The organism is Enterobacter sp. CPE_E1241 (assembly GCF_045618265.1).
In the GTDB taxonomy this organism is placed as follows: domain Bacteria; phylum Pseudomonadota; class Gammaproteobacteria; order Enterobacterales; family Enterobacteriaceae; genus Enterobacter; species Enterobacter adelaidei.
The window spans coordinates 3,299,127-3,316,542 of the sequence record NZ_JBIWYV010000001.1 but is presented as its reverse complement, the minus strand read 5'-3'; the positions used below and the strand labels follow the sequence as shown (position 1 = coordinate 3,316,542).

Annotated in this window: 10 protein-coding genes; 8 read left to right on the top strand and 2 right to left on the bottom strand. The window is 53.2% G+C overall.

Features of this window, described 5'->3' with window-relative positions:
- The first annotated feature begins 96 nt into the window (after positions 1–96).
- Together gyrA and rcsC are read left to right on the top strand one after the other, a co-directional pair.
- A complete protein-coding gene (gene gyrA / locus ACJ9Y9_RS16210) occupies positions 97–2,733 on the top strand; it encodes a DNA topoisomerase (ATP-hydrolyzing) subunit A (RefSeq protein ID WP_028016271.1) in 2,637 nt (878 codons plus the stop codon).
- 134 nt (positions 2,734–2,867) lie between these two features.
- A complete protein-coding gene (gene rcsC / locus ACJ9Y9_RS16205; RefSeq protein ID WP_028016272.1) occupies positions 2,868–5,714 on the top strand; it encodes a two-component system sensor histidine kinase RcsC in 2,847 nt (948 codons plus the stop codon).
- A 65-nt stretch (positions 5,715–5,779) separates the two neighbouring features.
- Here the strand turns inward: rcsC and rcsB are convergent, their stop codons facing one another.
- On the bottom strand, positions 5,780–6,430 hold the full coding sequence (rcsB, locus tag ACJ9Y9_RS16200; protein ID WP_003859405.1) for a response regulator transcription factor RcsB: 651 nt from the start codon (positions 6,428–6,430) through the stop codon (positions 5,780–5,782).
- Between the two features lie 16 nt (positions 6,431–6,446).
- Positions 6,447–9,119, bottom strand: coding sequence for a phosphotransferase RcsD (gene rcsD, locus ACJ9Y9_RS16195; protein WP_407226187.1), 2,673 nt, complete (start codon positions 9,117–9,119; stop codon positions 6,447–6,449).
- A gap of 744 nt (positions 9,120–9,863) precedes the next feature.
- On the opposite strand from rcsD, the gene ACJ9Y9_RS16190 reads away from it, so the two are divergent.
- The 6 genes from ACJ9Y9_RS16190 to mgtE all read left to right on the top strand — a co-directional run bounded on the left by ACJ9Y9_RS16190 (position 9,864) and on the right by mgtE (position 17,232).
- Positions 9,864–10,976 carry a porin OmpC gene (locus ACJ9Y9_RS16190; protein ID WP_028016274.1) on the top strand — a complete coding sequence of 371 codons (1,113 nt, stop codon included), beginning with the start codon at positions 9,864–9,866 and terminating at the stop codon, positions 10,974–10,976.
- A gap of 116 nt (positions 10,977–11,092) precedes the next feature.
- Positions 11,093–12,151 carry an FAD:protein FMN transferase ApbE gene (gene apbE / locus ACJ9Y9_RS16185; protein WP_028016275.1) on the top strand — a complete coding sequence of 353 codons (1,059 nt, stop codon included), beginning with the start codon at positions 11,093–11,095 and terminating at the stop codon, positions 12,149–12,151.
- Positions 12,152–12,223: 72 nt separating this feature from the next.
- The gene (gene ada, locus ACJ9Y9_RS16180) at positions 12,224–13,282 is read left to right on the top strand and encodes a bifunctional DNA-binding transcriptional regulator/O6-methylguanine-DNA methyltransferase Ada (protein ID WP_028016276.1); all 1,059 of its coding nucleotides are present in this window, start codon (positions 12,224–12,226) and stop codon (positions 13,280–13,282) included.
- A complete protein-coding gene (gene alkB, locus ACJ9Y9_RS16175) occupies positions 13,282–13,932 on the top strand; it encodes a DNA oxidative demethylase AlkB (protein ID WP_028016277.1) in 651 nt (216 codons plus the stop codon). Before ada ends, alkB begins: the two co-directional genes overlap by 1 nt.
- Positions 13,933–14,007: 75 nt before the next feature.
- Positions 14,008–15,651, top strand: coding sequence for a multidrug ABC transporter permease/ATP-binding protein (locus tag ACJ9Y9_RS16170; protein ID WP_028016278.1), 1,644 nt, complete (start codon positions 14,008–14,010; stop codon positions 15,649–15,651).
- A gap of 144 nt (positions 15,652–15,795) precedes the next feature.
- On the top strand, positions 15,796–17,232 hold the full coding sequence (mgtE, locus tag ACJ9Y9_RS16165) for a magnesium transporter (RefSeq protein ID WP_028021368.1): 1,437 nt from the start codon (positions 15,796–15,798) through the stop codon (positions 17,230–17,232).
- Positions 17,233–17,416: the final 184 nt, after the last annotated feature.

The following is a 17,416-nucleotide window of genomic DNA, read 5'->3' as shown; positions in this document are numbered from 1 at the left end:
CCTGTGAATAAAGCGTATAGGTTTACCTCAATCACCTCGGCTGTGTTATAATTTGCGACCTTTGAATCCGGGATACAGTAGAGGGATAGCGGTTAGATGAGCGACCTTGCGAGAGAAATTACACCGGTTAACATCGAGGAAGAGCTGAAGAGCTCCTATCTGGACTATGCGATGTCGGTCATTGTTGGCCGTGCGCTGCCGGACGTCCGCGATGGCCTGAAGCCGGTACACCGTCGCGTACTATACGCCATGAACGTATTGGGCAATGACTGGAATAAAGCCTACAAAAAATCTGCCCGTGTCGTTGGTGACGTAATCGGTAAATACCATCCTCATGGTGATTCCGCGGTGTACGACACTATCGTCCGTATGGCGCAGCCATTCTCGCTGCGTTACATGCTGGTAGATGGTCAGGGTAACTTTGGTTCTATCGACGGCGACTCCGCCGCGGCAATGCGTTATACGGAAATCCGTCTGGCGAAGATTGCCCATGAGCTGATGGCCGACCTGGAAAAAGAGACGGTTGATTTCGTTGATAACTACGACGGCACGGAAAAAATTCCTGACGTTATGCCAACGAAAATCCCTAACCTGCTGGTGAACGGTTCGTCCGGTATCGCCGTCGGTATGGCAACCAACATTCCGCCGCACAACATCACGGAAGTGATCAACGGTTGCCTGGCTTATATCGACGATGAAGACATCAGCATTGAAGGGCTGATGGAACACATCCCGGGCCCGGACTTCCCGACGGCGGCGATCATCAACGGTCGTCGTGGTATTGAAGAAGCGTACCGCACCGGTCGCGGCAAGATTTACATCCGTGCCCGCGCAGAAGTGGAAGCGGACGCCAAAACCGGCCGTGAAACGATCATTGTTCACGAGATCCCGTATCAGGTGAACAAAGCGCGTCTGATTGAAAAAATCGCCGAGCTGGTAAAAGAAAAACGTGTTGAAGGTATCAGCGCGCTGCGTGATGAGTCTGATAAAGACGGCATGCGCATCGTGATTGAAATCAAACGCGACGCGGTGGGTGAAGTTGTTCTGAACAACCTGTACTCCCAGACTCAGCTCCAGGTTTCCTTCGGTATCAACATGGTTGCACTGCACCATGGTCAGCCGAAGATCATGAACCTGAAAGAGATCCTGAGTGCGTTCGTGCGTCACCGCCGTGAAGTGGTGACTCGTCGTACCATCTTTGAACTGCGCAAAGCGCGCGACCGTGCGCACATCCTTGAAGCGCTGGCGGTTGCCCTGGCTAACATCGACCCGATCATCGAACTGATCCGTCGTGCGCCAACCCCGGCAGAAGCGAAAGCGGCACTGATTTCCCGTCCGTGGGATCTGGGTAACGTTGCAGCGATGCTGGAACGTGCGGGTGATGATGCTGCGCGTCCTGAGTGGCTGGAACCCGAGTTCGGCGTGCGTGACGGTCAATACTACCTGACTGAACAGCAGGCCCAGGCGATTCTGGATCTGCGTCTGCAGAAACTGACCGGCCTTGAGCATGAAAAACTGCTCGACGAATACAAAGAACTGCTGGAACAGATTGCTGAGCTGCTGCACATCCTGGGTAGCGCAGAACGTCTGATGGAAGTGATCCGTGAAGAGCTGGAGCTGGTCCGCGATCAGTTCGGCGATGAGCGTCGCACCGAAATCACCGCGAACACCGCGGACATCAACATCGAAGACCTGATCAACCAGGAAGACGTTGTTGTGACCCTGTCTCACCAGGGCTACGTGAAGTATCAGCCGTTAACCGACTACGAAGCACAGCGTCGTGGCGGTAAAGGCAAGTCTGCGGCACGTATTAAAGAAGAAGACTTTATTGACCGCCTGCTGGTGGCGAACACCCATGACACGATCCTCTGCTTCTCAAGCCGTGGTCGTCTGTACTGGATGAAGGTCTACCAGTTGCCGGAAGCGAGCCGTGGCGCACGTGGTCGTCCAATCGTTAACCTGCTGCCGCTGGAAGCGAACGAACGTATTACCGCCATTCTGCCGGTACGCGAGTACGAAGAGGGTGTGAACGTCTTTATGGCGACCGCCAGCGGTACCGTGAAGAAAACCGCGCTCACCGAGTTCAGCCGCCCACGTTCTGCGGGTATCATCGCGGTGAACCTGAACGAAGGCGATGAGCTGATTGGCGTCGATCTGACCTCCGGTTCGGATGAAGTGATGCTGTTCTCTGCGGCCGGTAAAGTGGTGCGCTTTAAAGAGAACGCCGTCCGTGCAATGGGGCGTACCGCTACGGGCGTTCGTGGTATCAAGCTGGCTGGTGAAGACTCTGTGGTTTCCCTGATTATTCCGCGCGGTGAAGGGGCTATCCTGACCGTGACGCAGAATGGTTACGGTAAACGTACGGCGGAAGGGGAATACCCAACCAAGTCTCGCGGCACGCAGGGCGTTATCTCTATCAAAGTGACCGAGCGCAACGGTTCCGTTGTGGGCGCGGTTCAGGTAGATGATACCGACCAGATCATGATGATCACCGATGCCGGTACGCTGGTGCGTACGCGCGTTTCTGAGATCAGCGTGGTGGGTCGTAACACCCAGGGCGTGATCCTCATCCGTACTGCGGAAGATGAAAACGTTGTGGGTCTGCAGCGTGTTGCAGAGCCGGTGGACGACGAAGAGCTCGATTCCATCGACGGCAGCGTCGCTGAAGGTGATGATGATATCGCACCGGAAACCGACACCGACGACGATGCAGCGGATGACGCTGACGAGTAATATTGCATGATGCAAAAAAGGGCCGGATTCCGGCCCTTTTCTTTTGCAGAAGCAGATAACTCAACGTTGCGACCTGGCGCGTTTACCGCTACCTTAACCACATCTTTTGACCCCGACGGCGGAGCCTCGCCCCTTTGAAATACCTCGTCTCCTTTCGTACTACGCTGAAAGTATCTCGCTATCTGTTTCGGGCGCTGGCGCTCTTGCTTTGGCTGCTGGTGGCATTGTTCTCGGTGTTTTACATCGTTAACGCGCTGCATCAGAAAGAGGCGGAGATCCGCCAGGAGTTTAATTTAAGCTCCGACCAGGCCCAGCGCTACATTCAGCGAACGTCTGATGTAATGAAGGAGCTGAAGTACATTGCTGAAAATCGTCTGACGGCGGAGAACGGTATTCTTGCCCTCCGCGGTCGTAACGACAAAACCGAAGTCCCGGACTTCCAGCCGCTGTTCCCGGATTCCGATTGTTCCACCATGAGCAATACCTGGCGTGGGTCACTGGAATCTCTTGCCTGGTTTATGCGCTACTGGCGCGACAATTTTTCTGCTGCTTATGACCTCAATCGCGTATTCCTGATTGGCAGTGAAAATCTCTGCGTGGCGGATTTTGGCCTGCGCGATCTTCCCGTCGAGCGTGATGATGCGTTGAAAAGCCTGCACGAACGCATCGTGAAATACCGCAATGCACCGCAGGATGAGCGCGGAAATAACATCTTCTGGATAAGCCAGGGTCCGCGCACGGGGGTGGGTTATTTCTACGCCCTGACGCCGGTGTATCTGGGCAATCGCCTGCAGGCGCTGCTGGGGATTGAACAGACCATTCGCATGGAAAACTTCTTCACCCCGGGCAGTCTGCCAATGGGGGTGACTATTCTTGATGAAAATGGACATCAGCTTATCTCCCTTGCCGGGCCGGACAACCGTTTAAACGTCGATCCGCACTGGATGCAGGAGCGATCGTGGTTTGGTTATACCTCGGGGTTCCGCGAACTGGTGCTGAAGAAGAGCCTGCCGCCTTCGTCGCTGAGTATCGTCTATTCGCTGCCGGTGGATATGGTGCTTGAGCGGATACGTATTCTTATCATGAATGCGATTCTGCTCAACCTGCTGGTGGGGGGCGCGCTGTTCACGCTGGCGCGCATGTATGAGCGGAAAATCTTTATTCCTGCCGAAAGCGACGCCCAGCGGCTGGAGGAACACGAGCAGTTTAACCGCAAGATTGTTGCCTCGGCGCCGGTGGGGATCTGTATTCTGCGTACCCAGGACGGGACCAATATCCTGAGTAATGAGCTGGCACATAATTACCTGAACATGCTGACGCATGAGGATCGGCAAAGGCTGACGCAAATTATCTGTGGTCAGCAGGTTAACTTTGTCGACGTGCTGACCAGCACGCACACTAACCTGCAAATCAGCTTTGTGCATTCCCGCTATCGCAATGAAAACGTGGCGATTTGCGTGCTGGTGGATGTCTCGGCTCGCGTGAAGATGGAAGAGTCGTTGCAGGAGATGGCGCAGGCGGCAGAGCAGGCCAGCCAGTCGAAATCGATGTTCCTTGCGACCGTCAGCCACGAGTTGCGAACGCCGCTGTACGGGATTATCGGTAACCTCGATTTGCTGCAGACGAAGGAATTGCCGAAAGGGGTCGACAGGCTGGTGACGGCGATGAACAACTCCTCCAGCCTGCTGCTGAAAATCATCAGCGATATTCTCGACTTCTCCAAAATTGAGTCTGAGCAGCTGAAAATCGAACCGCGTGAGTTCTCTCCGCGTGAGGTGATGAACCACATCAGCGCCAACTATCTGCCGCTGGTGGTGCGTAAACAGCTGGGGCTTTACTGTTTTATCGAACCGGATGTGCCGCTGACATTGCACGGCGATCCCATGCGCCTGCAGCAGGTCATCTCTAACCTGCTCAGTAACGCCATTAAATTCACCGATATCGGTTGTATTGTTTTACACGTTTGCCGGGCCGGAGACTACCTGAGTATCCGCGTGAGGGACACGGGAGTGGGTATTCCAGCGAAAGAAGTGGTTCGTCTGTTCGACCCGTTCTTCCAGGTCGGTACCGGCGTGCAGCGTAACTTCCAGGGCACCGGGCTGGGGCTGGCGATCTGTGAAAAGCTCGTGAGCATGATGGACGGCGATATCTCTGTTGATACTGAGCCCGGTATGGGTAGCCAGTTCACTATCCGCATTCCGCTCTATTCGGCTCAGTATCCGGCAAAAACGACGGTTGACGGTCTGAGCAATAAGCGCTGCTGGCTGGCGGTGCATAATGCTTCACTGAATGACTATCTCACTGCGCTGCTCACTCACAGCGGCGTGAGGGTGTCCCGTTATGAAGGTCAAACACCGGATGTGGACGATGTGCTGATTACCGACGATATGCCGGAACAGCCGTGGCAGGGAAGAGGGACGGTACTCTTCTGCCGTCGTCACATCGGCATCCCGGTCGAGCGTGCGCCGGGAGAATGGGTACATAGCGTAGCAACGCCGCATGAGCTGATGAGCTTGCTGGCACGCATCTACAAAGTGCATCTGGAAGAGAGTGACGGCGCGGGTGGATTACCGTCACCGGAGTCTCTGGCGTCGGTGAATGACGATATGATGATTCTGGTGGTGGATGACCATCCGATTAACCGCCGCCTGCTGGCCGACCAGTTGGGTTCGCTTGGCTATCAGTGCAAAACGGCTAATGATGGCGTGGATGCGCTGAATGTACTGAGTAAAAATCATATTGATATCGTTCTCAGCGACGTAAATATGCCAAATATGGATGGCTATCGTCTGACGCAGCGCATCCGCCAGCTTGGCCTGACGTTACCGGTTGTGGGCGTGACGGCGAACGCGCTGGCGGAAGAGAAACAGCGCTGCCTGGAGTCAGGTATGGACAGCTGTTTATCAAAACCGGTGACGCTGGATGTGCTGAAGCAGACACTGTCTGTTTATGCGGATCGCGTGAGAAAAACGCGGATATAAAAAAAGGCCCGTAAGGGCCTTTTACGTTTCACCCCTCCCTGTGGGAGAGGGGCACACGTAGGGAATCAATCCTTATCCGTTGCGCTCAGCGTGACGGAGGAGAGATAGTTCAGCAGGGCAATATCGTTGTCCACACCCAGCTTCATCATCGCTGATTTCTTCTGGCTGCTGATGGTTTTAATACTGCGGTTCAGCTTCTTGGCAATTTCGGTCACCAGGAAACCTTCGGCGAACAGGCGCAGTACTTCGCTCTCTTTCGGCGACAGGCGTTTGTCACCGTAGCCACCTGCGCTGATTTTTTCCAGCAGGCGAGAGACGCTCTCAGGCGTGAATTTCTTGCCTTTCTGCAGCGCAGCGAGCGCTTTTGGCAGATCGGTTGGTGCGCCTTGTTTCAGCACAATGCCTTCGATATCCAGATCCAACACCGCGCTCAGAATCGCCGGGTTGTTGTTCATGGTCAGAACGATAATTGAGATATCGGGGAAGTGACGTTTAATATATTTGATGAGCGTGATCCCATCACCGTACTTGTCCCCAGGCATGGAGAGATCGGTAATGAGCACGTGTGCATCAAGCTTTGGGAGGTTATTGATCAGTGCTGTAGAGTCTTCAAATTCACCGACTACATTCACCCACTCGATCTGTTCAAGTGATTTGCGAATACCGAACAGTACAATCGGATGGTCATCGGCAATAATTACGTTCATATTGTTCATGTATAAGGCTACCTTGCTACAGCAAGCTTTTGACGTAGGCGTCAATGTCGCTGATGTATTTTTCAATGCCAGAGGCATCTTTCTCACGAATTAGATGTTCCAGCGTTTCACATAACTGCTTGCCGGGAACCAGATTAAGCATGGCAAACACCCCTTTAAGCCGGTGTGCTGTCTGTGCCAGCGCTGCAAAATCATTCGCAGCGGACTCAGTATACAACCGCTTAACATCATCTGGTACTGTATCAACAAAGAGCGAATAATATCCGCTGGCGTGAAGCTCGGCATTTTCATTGCTGCCTTGCGGGGATTCCGCTATCTCTTCCTGCGCCAGCTGTTCTTCTATTAGTTGTAGTACAGCTTCCTGCATCGCATTGCTTATATTAAAGTTGACGCGCAGCTGGCCAGGGCCGATTTTCCGCACGCCTGACTCATCATCGCTTAAAAGCAAGCCGGAGGCAGTAAGATTAGACGGATTATCAGTTAAAAACAGATCAAATTCTTGACTTGCCAGCCTTTCATCCGGCGTGATGCAGGCCGCGCCCCAGTTTTCTAACTGACGAACCACAATATTGCGGATCTCATTTGAGGTCACATCGACCATTACCACAACATCATCCAGCAGACGTTCTTCATCTTCTTCTTGTGGATTGGCGGCCATTTTAACGTGCAGAGAGTACCGGGTGCCGAGGGATTCACGGGCCTTGATATTCAGGTGACCACCAAGCTTACGCGCCAGTTGATCGCATAACCAGAAGGTCAGCGCATTGGCTTTGCCGTAATGATCGCTCTGGGTGTCATTAAGGAACGGGAAGTGCAGATTATCAATTTCGCTCGTTGTGACGCCTTCCCCGGTGTCCAGAATGCGGAACGTCAGACGATCTTCAGCAGACTCGTCTGTGCTCACCTCCAGGGTGATCTTGCCAATCTGCGTGGTGGTCACCGCATACTGAATAAGCATCAGCAGAATGCGGCGCAGTGCTTCGCGATCGCCGTGACGTTCATCATTCGCCGATAAATGGTTATTGATTAGCAGTTGCAGTCCTTTGCGTTTAATCACGGGCAGGACTTCCGGAACCACTTCATCGATCAGATTCTGAATGGAGAAGAGGGTAGGTGTTCCTTTCCAGAAATCATTCTCCAGCATATTCGCCAACTGGATCTCATCCACCATACGAACCAGTGAGTCGGCCTGGCTGGCAAGCTGGTGGCTTTCTGACGTATTTAACGCTGCCGCCTGGGTTGCCAGCGTTTTTAATGGCTGTTTGAAGGCATCACCAATATTCTGCATGAATGCCGCGCGCCCCTGCTGGTTTTTCTCATACAGTCTTTGCGCCTGCTTCAGCTTTTTATTCACCAGCACTTCTCTATCCTGATCGCGGATAATGAAAATTTGCGTGCGTGGGGCGATTTGACTGCGGAACTGACGGATCTCGTACAGTTCATTGTTGATGGTGGCCTGAATCACCCCCTGGTGCTGATCCGCCATGGTGGTGATGTTTTGCAGGTTAAGATGCGGCAGCAGATGGTCGGCAATTTTGTTGCTCATCACCGTACGATTCGCTTCCTGGTCGTGAACTAAGACCCCAAGCGGCAGCACGGAAACAATCTCTTCATTCAATGCACGTAACACGCGCAACTCATTAGTGGTGCCCGCCGGAACCGCAGAGGCGTCGCTTTGACGACCCGGCTGGAAACGGAACGTACTGTAGCCAAACAGAGCCAGCGCCAGCAGACCGATATTCAGCAGCAGAGGCAGCAGGATATTTTGCAGGGTGTCGAGCAACAGCGTGCCAAACGGCACCTGCCACACCAGACGCATACCGGTTGAGTTCAGCGAAGAGGCAATTTCAATTTTCGAGCCATTAAAAGAGATCGATACGCTCTCTGCGGCCTCTTTGTCAGACGCCGCACGCATATTCTGTGTGCTGCTGTCTGGCTCAAGGCGGAAGCTGTCGAGCGGCATATCCGGCGGGATTAAATCATTAATTGGCAAATCGAAGGCCACCACCGTCGCCAGATGCCCTGGCTGGTTGAACGTGGTGCGCAGGGTAAAATAGTGACCATTTTGCCAGGCCAGGCGACGCAGGGAAGAGAAGCTCTCACGTTCATCGAGAGCATTTGCCTGCTGCAACATCTCTGCCCGACGGGAATCGACGATGCTGCCCACGGTTGTCTCTTTAAACCCGGAAGAGAGATCTTTCAACGGCAGCGTCGAGATCAGGATCATGCTGTTGTCCTGACCATTCAGATAGTACATCGACCACGGCACGGTTTCGGCTCCCCAAAGGGTATCCAGATAGGTCGAAATGCGCTGCGTCATCTCCAGCGTCGCACTGTCGTGAGAGCCAAAGATAAGTGCCTCCGTTTTGCGCTGCGGTTTTTCGAGATAATAGACGTCCTGCTTAAGACGTGTCTCCTGCAGCCCATCCCCGGATGAGGTTGCGGGCGCAGCCGCAATATTGTCGTAAATCTGCCAGGTGGCGTAGCGCCAGGTATCAATGCGTTTGTGTACGGCATGGGTGATATCAACAACCTGATAGCTTTTGTCCTTTAGCCAGGCGTTCACCGCGCTCTGCACCATAACCCCCATGGTGACTAACAGCACAACGATCAAAAGAAGAAAGAAACGGGTGATGCTCCCGGGGAGGAGGGAGAATTTGCTCGGGGCGGTAGTTTCAATCTGACTCATTGATATCTCTAACCTGTGATGGTCGTGCTCTGTCGCGATAGGGCAGTATAAAGGGTAATAACTGAATTTCCAGCGCCACTGGTCTGGAAGCGACGACTTTTTCCACAGGTAATATCAGAGATGGAAAGTGTCCTAAACATGTACACACTCACCGGGAATGTACAAATATAAAACAGTGCTATATGGCAAAAAGCACGAATTAACAAGAAATTGAGTTTTTCATCATTTTTTCCACGTCGGGGGATACGCGGCGAGAATTTAGTTAATAGTCGTTACAATTTCAGGGTGGTAGCACAGGAAAAGAAAATTTACGTAAAGAAAGGTAAAAAAAAAACCGAATGCGAAGCATCCGGTTGAATTAGGGATAAACAGACATTCAAAACTGAATGACGGTAATAAATAAAGTTAATGATGATAGCAGGGGTTATTTTAGAGATTAGGCGCGATCTTGTTTTGTCATTCAGTGCTGTAACGAATTTTATTGTAAATCGTTGATATTTATGTGGTGATTTTTCTGTTTGATTATGCGTGCTAAATTTCTAAGCTATTTGTGCTTTGTAAAAGTTCCTTGATATTTACAAATTGAAACATGTTGATGCATAAATGAAACATCTTCAAAGTTTTAGTATCATATTCGCATTGGATTATTCTGTAATTTTGCGGAGAATGAAATTGCCGACTGGTTAATGAGGGTTAACCAGTAAGCAGTGGTAATTATAAGGCATATAACAGAGGGTTAATAAAATGAAAGTTAAAGTACTGTCCCTCCTGGTACCAGCACTGCTGGTAGCAGGCGCAGCAAATGCGGCCGAAATTTATAACAAAGATGGCAACAAATTAGATCTGTACGGTAAAGTCGATGGTCTGCACTATTTCTCTGACGACAAGGGTAACGACGGCGACAAGACCTATATGCGTCTTGGCTTCAAAGGCGAAACTCAGGTTAACGATCAGCTGACCGGTTACGGCCAGTGGGAATACCAGATCCAGGGCAACACCACTGAAGGTGACAACCAGTCCTGGACGCGTGTGGCGTTCGCGGGTCTGAAATTCGCTGAGGCGGGTTCTTTCGATTACGGTCGTAACTACGGCGTAATCTACGACGTAACCTCCTGGACCGACGTTCTGCCAGAATTTGGCGGCGATACCTACGGCGCAGACAACTTCCTGCAATCCCGTGCTAACGGCGTTGCAACCTACCGTAACCAGGACTTCTTTGGTCTGGTTGACGGCCTGAACTTTGCTCTGCAATATCAGGGCAAAAACGGCAGCGTAAGCGGTGAAAACACTAACGGTCGCAGCCTGCTGAACCAGAACGGCGACGGCTACGGTGCATCCGTGACCTATAACCTGGGCGAAGGCTTCAGCGTGGGCGGCGCAATGTCCTCCTCCAAACGTACCGCCGACCAGAATGCAGCTGGCGTATACGGTAAGGGCGATCACGCAGAAGTCTATTCTGGTGGCCTGAAATACGATGCCAACAACATCTATCTGGCAGCGCAGTACTCTCAGACCTACAACGCAACCCGTTTCGGTACCTCTAACGGCAGCAACCCAACTACCGCTTACGGCTTTGCCAACAAAGCGCAGAACTTTGAAGTGGTTGCTCAGTACCAGTTCGACTTCGGCCTGCGTCCTTCCGTGGCTTACCTCCAGTCTAAAGGTAAGGACATTGAAGTTTACGGCGATCAGGATCTGCTGAAATATGTTGATGTGGGTGCGACTTACTACTTCAACAAAAACATGTCTACCTATGTGGACTACAAAATCAACCTGCTGGATGACAACAACTTCACCAAACAGGCTGGTATCGGTACTGATGATATCGTAGCGCTGGGTCTGGTTTACCAGTTCTAATCGCTTCGCAATTTGACAAAGGGGCCTGATGGCCCCTTTTTAGTCTGTTTTTTTAGGATCTCACAACTTACCCGTTTTGGTGTACTCTTGCCGCCCTGGCATGAGGATAATAATGAATGGACATGACTTTTTTACGCGCCAGCTTTCTGGCTACTTTTTTTTTCCTGACCGCTTGTGACTCTTCCACGCCGCCGGTGGCGAAAGCCGATGCACCTGCGGCGACGGTGCTTGAAGGTAAAACGATGGGCACCTTCTGGCGCGTCAGCGTTATGAACCTTGATAAAACGCGCGCAGACGAACTCCGTGGCAAAATACAGTCTCAACTGGATGCCGACGATCAGCTACTTTCAACGTATAAAAATGACTCGGCGCTGATGCGCTTTAATCTCTCAAGCAGTACTTCCCTGTGGCCGGTTAGTGAAGCGATGGCCGATATCGTGACGGAGTCACTCCGCGTGGGCTACAAAACCGGCGGAGCGATGGACGTCACCGTTGGACCGCTGGTAAATCTCTGGGGGTTTGGCCCCAACAAGCAGCCGGTCACCACACCCGATCAGGCAGCCATTGATGATGCCCGTGCCAGAACCGGTCTACAGCATCTGACGGTGATCAATCAGTACGGTCAACAGTACCTGCAAAAAGATATCCCCGATCTGTTTGTCGACCTGTCAACGGTTGGGGAAGGCTATGCGGCAGATCACCTGGCAGCGCTGATGGCCCAGGAAGGGATTTCGCGTTATCTGGTGTCTGTGGGGGGCGCCTTAGTGAGCCGCGGCATGAACGCCAGTGATAAGCCCTGGCGGGTGGCCATCCAAAAGCCGACCGATCGGCAAAACGCCGTGCAGGCGATGGTGGATATCAACGGGCATGGCATCAGCACATCCGGAAGCTACCGTAACTATTACGAACTTGACGGTAAACGCATTTCGCATGTCATTGACCCACAGACCGGGCGCCCAATCACCCATAATCTGGTTTCGGTGACGGTCATTGCACCCACTGCGCTGGAAGCCGATGCCTGGGATACCGGGTTAATGGTACTCGGACCGGAGAAAGCCAAAGAGGTGGTTCGCCAGGAAGGGCTGGCGGTTTATATGATCATCAAAGAGGCTGACGGATTTAAAACCTGGCATTCGCCGCAGTTCAACAGCTTCCTGGTGAGCGAAAAAAATTAAAAAGCAAGGTTGCGGGTTTTTTATCAGTGGCACTCAGGCACGCTGTATGTATGCTTGTAAGAGGAGTTGATGATGAAAAACCCGACCTTTATTACCGATGAAGAGCGCTGGCAGGCCGTGCTGGCCCGCGATCCACGCGCTGACGAACAGTTTGTCTTTGCCGTGCAGACCACGGGGATCGTGTGTCGTCCGTCCTGTCGTGCCCGCCACGCGCTGCGTAAAAATGTCTGCTTTTATGCTGATGTCCACCATGCCATTCAGGCAGGGTTTCGCCCGTGCAAGCGCTGCATGCCGGACAAAGGCAATCCTCAGGAACAGAAACTGGCAAAAATAGAGCACGCCTGTCGCCTTCTGGAGCAGGATCCCACCCTGACACTGGAAAAGCTGGCTAACCAGGTTGCCATGAGTCCTTTCCATTTCCATCGTCTGTTTAAATCCGTGACGGGTATGACGCCAAAAGCCTGGCAGCAGGCGGCGCGGGGACAGCGACTGCGCACGGCGCTTGCGCAGGGAGAGAACATTACCGACGCCGTGCTGGCGGCAGGATTTCCTGATAGCAGCAGTTATTATCGTAAAGCCAGCGATACGCTGGGTATGACGGCGAAACAGTATCGTAAAGGAGATGTGGCCGTGCGTTACGCCATTGACGACTGTTCGTTAGGACGCTGTCTGGTTGCTGAAAGCGAGCGGGGGATCTGCGCGATACTGCTGGGTGACAGCGATACAGAATTAACCGAAGAGCTTGCTACGCTGTTTCCAAAAGCAGAGCGCGTACCGTTGGAAGACGCTTTTGCGCTGCGGACCCACCAGGTGATCGCCAGTATTGATAACCGTGCAGTGCCGCTGTCACTGCCGCTGGATATACGTGGAACTGCTTTCCAGCAGCGCGTCTGGCAGGCCCTTCGCGACATTCCCTGCGGTGAAACGGCAAGTTATCAGCTGGTGGCAAAAGCAATTGGTAAACCCAATGCCGTACGTGCCGTTGCCGGAGCCTGCGCTGCAAACAAACTGGCGATTGTGATCCCCTGCCATCGCGTTGTTCGCAATGACGGTGCGCTATCGGGTTACCGATGGGGAACGGAACGAAAAGCGTTATTACTGAAACGTGAGGCGGAACACCAGGAGGGATGATGCTCGATCTTTTTGCGGATGCTGAACCCTGGCAGGAACCCCTTGCTCCGGGCGCGGTGATCCTCCGCCGCTTTGCACTTTCACGTGCGGCGGCGCTGCTTGCCGGTATTGAAGAGGTAACGGCCGTTTCACCGTTTCGCCATATGGTGACGCCGGGAGGCTACACCATGTCGGTGGCAATGGCCAACTGCGGAGAACTCGGTTGGGCGACGAACGAACGGGGCTATTTGTATGCCCCTGTCGATCCCTTAACCGGTCAGCCGTGGCCTCCCATACCTGCTGTTTTTCAGTCTCTCTGCCACGAGGCCGCCGTGGCTGCGGATTATCCAGACTTCCGCCCGGATGCTTGTCTGATCAACCGCTACGCCGTGGGCGCGAAGCTCTCGCTGCATCAGGACAAGGATGAGCCTGACCTGCGCGCGCCTATCGTATCCGTCTCCCTGGGTCTGCCTGCGGTCTTCCAGTTCGGCGGGTTACGCCGCAACGACCCGCTCAAGCGCCTGATGCTGGAGCATGGCGATGTGGTGGTGTGGGGCAGGGAAGCGCGGCTGTTTTACCACGGCATTCAGCCTCTGAAACCCGGGGTTCACCCATTAACTGGCGAGTACCGATTTAACCTGACCTTTCGCCAGGCAGGAGAGAGTAAATAAAAATAAGAATTATTCTTGATGTAACCGCAGGGCAGTTTACACTGCTGGCTGATTTTTATTGTCCGGATTGCCTGCATGCAACTACTTCTTCTTGTCTGGCGTCAGTATCGCTGGCCCTTCATTGCAGTAATGGCGTTAAGCCTTGCCAGTGCCGCATTAGGTATTGGCCTGATCGCATTTATTAACGTACGTTTGATTGAAATGGTCGACACGTCACTCTCCGTTTTACCGGAGTTTCTTGGCCTGTTGCTGTTGTTGATGGCGGTCACGCTCGGGTCACAGCTGGCGCTGACTGCGCTTGGGCACCATTTCGTTTTTCGTTTACGCAGTGAATTTATCAAGCGGATTCTGGACACCCAGGTCGAGCGTGTTGAACAACTCGGAAGTGCTTCTCTGCTGGCGGGACTGACCAGCGATGTGCGCGCCATCACTATTGCATTCGTCCGTTTACCGGAACTGGTCCAGGGGATCATTCTGACCTTTGGCTCTGCGGCCTATCTCGCCTGGCTCTCCAGCAAAATGCTGGCAGTGACTGCTCTATGGATAGTCATTACCATCTGGGGCGGTTTTGTGCTGGTGTCACGCGTCTATAAACACATGGCGGTGCTGCGCGAAACCGAAGATAAGCTCTATAACGATTACCAGACGGTGCTGGAAGGGCGTAAAGAGCTGACGCTGAACCGCGAACGTGCCGAGCATATCTTTAACCATCTCTACCTACCGGATGCGCGCGAATACCGACACCATATCATTCGCGCCGATACCTTCCACCTGAGCGCGGTGAACTGGTCAAACATTATGATGCTGGGCGCCATTGGCCTGGTATTCTGGATGGCGAACAGCCTGGGCTGGGCGGACACCAACGTGGCGGCAACCTACTCATTAACGTTACTGTTTTTACGCACACCGCTGCTCTCCGCTGTCGGCGCACTGCCTACCTTGCTGAGTGCGCAAGTTGCGTTTAATAAACTCAAAAAATTCGACCTTGCGCCGTTCAAAGCCGAATTTCCGCGCCCGCAGGCGTTCCCGGACTGGAAAACGCTGGAACTGCGCAATGTGACGTTCCGCTACCAGGACAACGCCTTCTCCATAGGACCGGTCAACCTGACGATACATCGCGGTGAGCTGTTGTTCCTGATTGGGGGCAACGGTAGTGGTAAATCGACGCTGGCAATGTTGCTGACCGGGCTCTATCAGCCGCAATCGGGCGAGATTTTGTTGGACGGTAGGGCGTTGAACGCGGAGAAACCTGAGGATTACCGCCAGCTTTTCTCGGCGGTGTTCACCGATGTCTGGTTGTTTGAACAACTGCTTGGGCCTGAAGGGCAACAGGCCAATCCTGCGCTGGTGGAGAAATGGCTGGTGCAGTTGCAGATGTCGCACAAGCTGGAGCTACAGGACGGGAAGATCCTCAACCTGAAACTCTCTAAAGGGCAGAAAAAACGCGTGGCGCTGCTGTTGGCGCTGGCGGAAGAGCGCGACATTATTCTGCTGGATGAGTGGGCAGCGGATCAGGATCCGCATTTCCGCCGCGAGTTTTATCAGGTTCTGCTGCCGCTGATGCAGGAGATGGGCAAAACCATTTTCGCCATCAGCCACGACGATCATTACTTCATTCATGCTGACCGTCTGCTGGAGATGCGCGACGGTCAACTGAGCGAGTTGACCGGTGAAGAGCGAGATGCGGCGTCGCGTGACGCGGTGGCGCGTACGGCATGATGCCGTTACCCTCTCCCCCACAGGGAGAGGGGATAAATCGCGGTCGAAATGCCGCTTTTTTCTCCATCCCGCCCTGTTGTTTATTCTTATTTACATATCCCCGCGCTATGCTTAATACCATCTTATTTCATGGATTTATGATTGATGTCGGTATTAACGAAAAACAGCGCCAGACAGCGTGACCAGGAACGCGCGCGACTGATCTGGCTTCTCACGACCGATAAAGCGGTCACTTCTGCGTTATTGGGCAAACTGACCCTGGCTGAGCAATATGATGTCGGCACCTTAGCCGACGATATTGCTGAGGTAGGTGCGCTGGTTGCCCATTTACCCCCGCCTGACCTGGCCGATACCCTTGAGGCGCTCCCTTCGGAGGAGCGCCATGCGTTGTGGCGTCTGGTGCAGGATCACGAGCGTGGCCAGGTGCTGCTTGAAGCCTCGGAAAACGTCTGGGATGACCTTATCGACGAGATGAGCGACCGGGATATTCTTGATGCGCTGAAAACGCTGGATATCGACGAACAGATTTACCTTGTTCAACATCTGCCGCGTAATCTGACCGGCCGCCTGCTGGCCTCTTTGCCAGCCGAAGAGCGGGCACGTGTGCGTCAGGTGATGCACTACGAGAAACACAGCGTTGGCGCGATCATGGAGTTTGGCGTTATCACGGTACGCCCGGACGTTACGCTTGGTACCGTCCAGCGCTACCTGCGCCGCCTCGGCAGTATGCCGGATAACACCGATAAACTGTTTGTGACCTCGCGGGATAAAACGTTGCTCGGTGAGCTGGAACTGAAAACGATCCTGCTCAACAGTACCCAACGGCGGGTGAGTGAGGTGATGGAGACCGAGCCGATGGTCTTCTCTCCGGAAGACGATGCTGAAAAAGCGGCGCGTACCTTCGAACGTGACGACCTTGTAAGTGCGGCGGTGGTCGATTCTGTCGGCAAGCTGATGGGACGCCTGACCATTGATGAGATCGTTGATGTGGTGTACGAAGAAACTGATAACGATTTACGTGCTCTCGGTGGGATCAGCGCGGAGGACGACGTCCATGCATCCGTTGGCAAGGCCGTCAAAACCCGCTGGGCGTGGCTTGCCATTAACCTGTGTACTGCGTTTATCGCTTCCCGCGTGATTGATGGTTTTGAACACACTATTTCTCAGTTAGTCGCGCTGGCATCGCTGATGCCGATTGTGGCCGGGATTGGCGGCAACACCGGAAACCAGACTATCACTATGATCGTCCGCGCCCTGGCGCTGGAGAACATTCAGCCCGGCAACTTTACCTTCCTGATCTTAAGAGAAATGGGCGTTGCGCTGATTAACGGCCTGGTATGGGGCGGCATTATGGGCGGTATTACCTGGTGGCTGTACGACGATATGGCGCTAGGAGGCGTGATGATGCTGGCGATGGTACTGAACCTGCTGGTGGCATCAATGATGGGCGTGATTATCCCTCTGACGATGACCAAACTGGGACGCGACCCTGCAGTGGGGTCGAGCGTGATGATCACTGCCATCACCGATACCGGTGGCTTCTTTATTTTTCTTGGGCTGGCGACGATTTTTCTTCTTTAATCAGATGCTTAATACGGGCGGGAAGCAGTACCATGATGATAATCCCGCCCAGTACACCCAATCCTTTCACTGCGTTTGCAAATTAATCGGTACCAGCAGCCAGCGTAATTCCCCACAAACAATCCATCATTAAATTTCACAATTACAATAATTTCGTAACCTTTAAACAATATTTAAAAGTTGT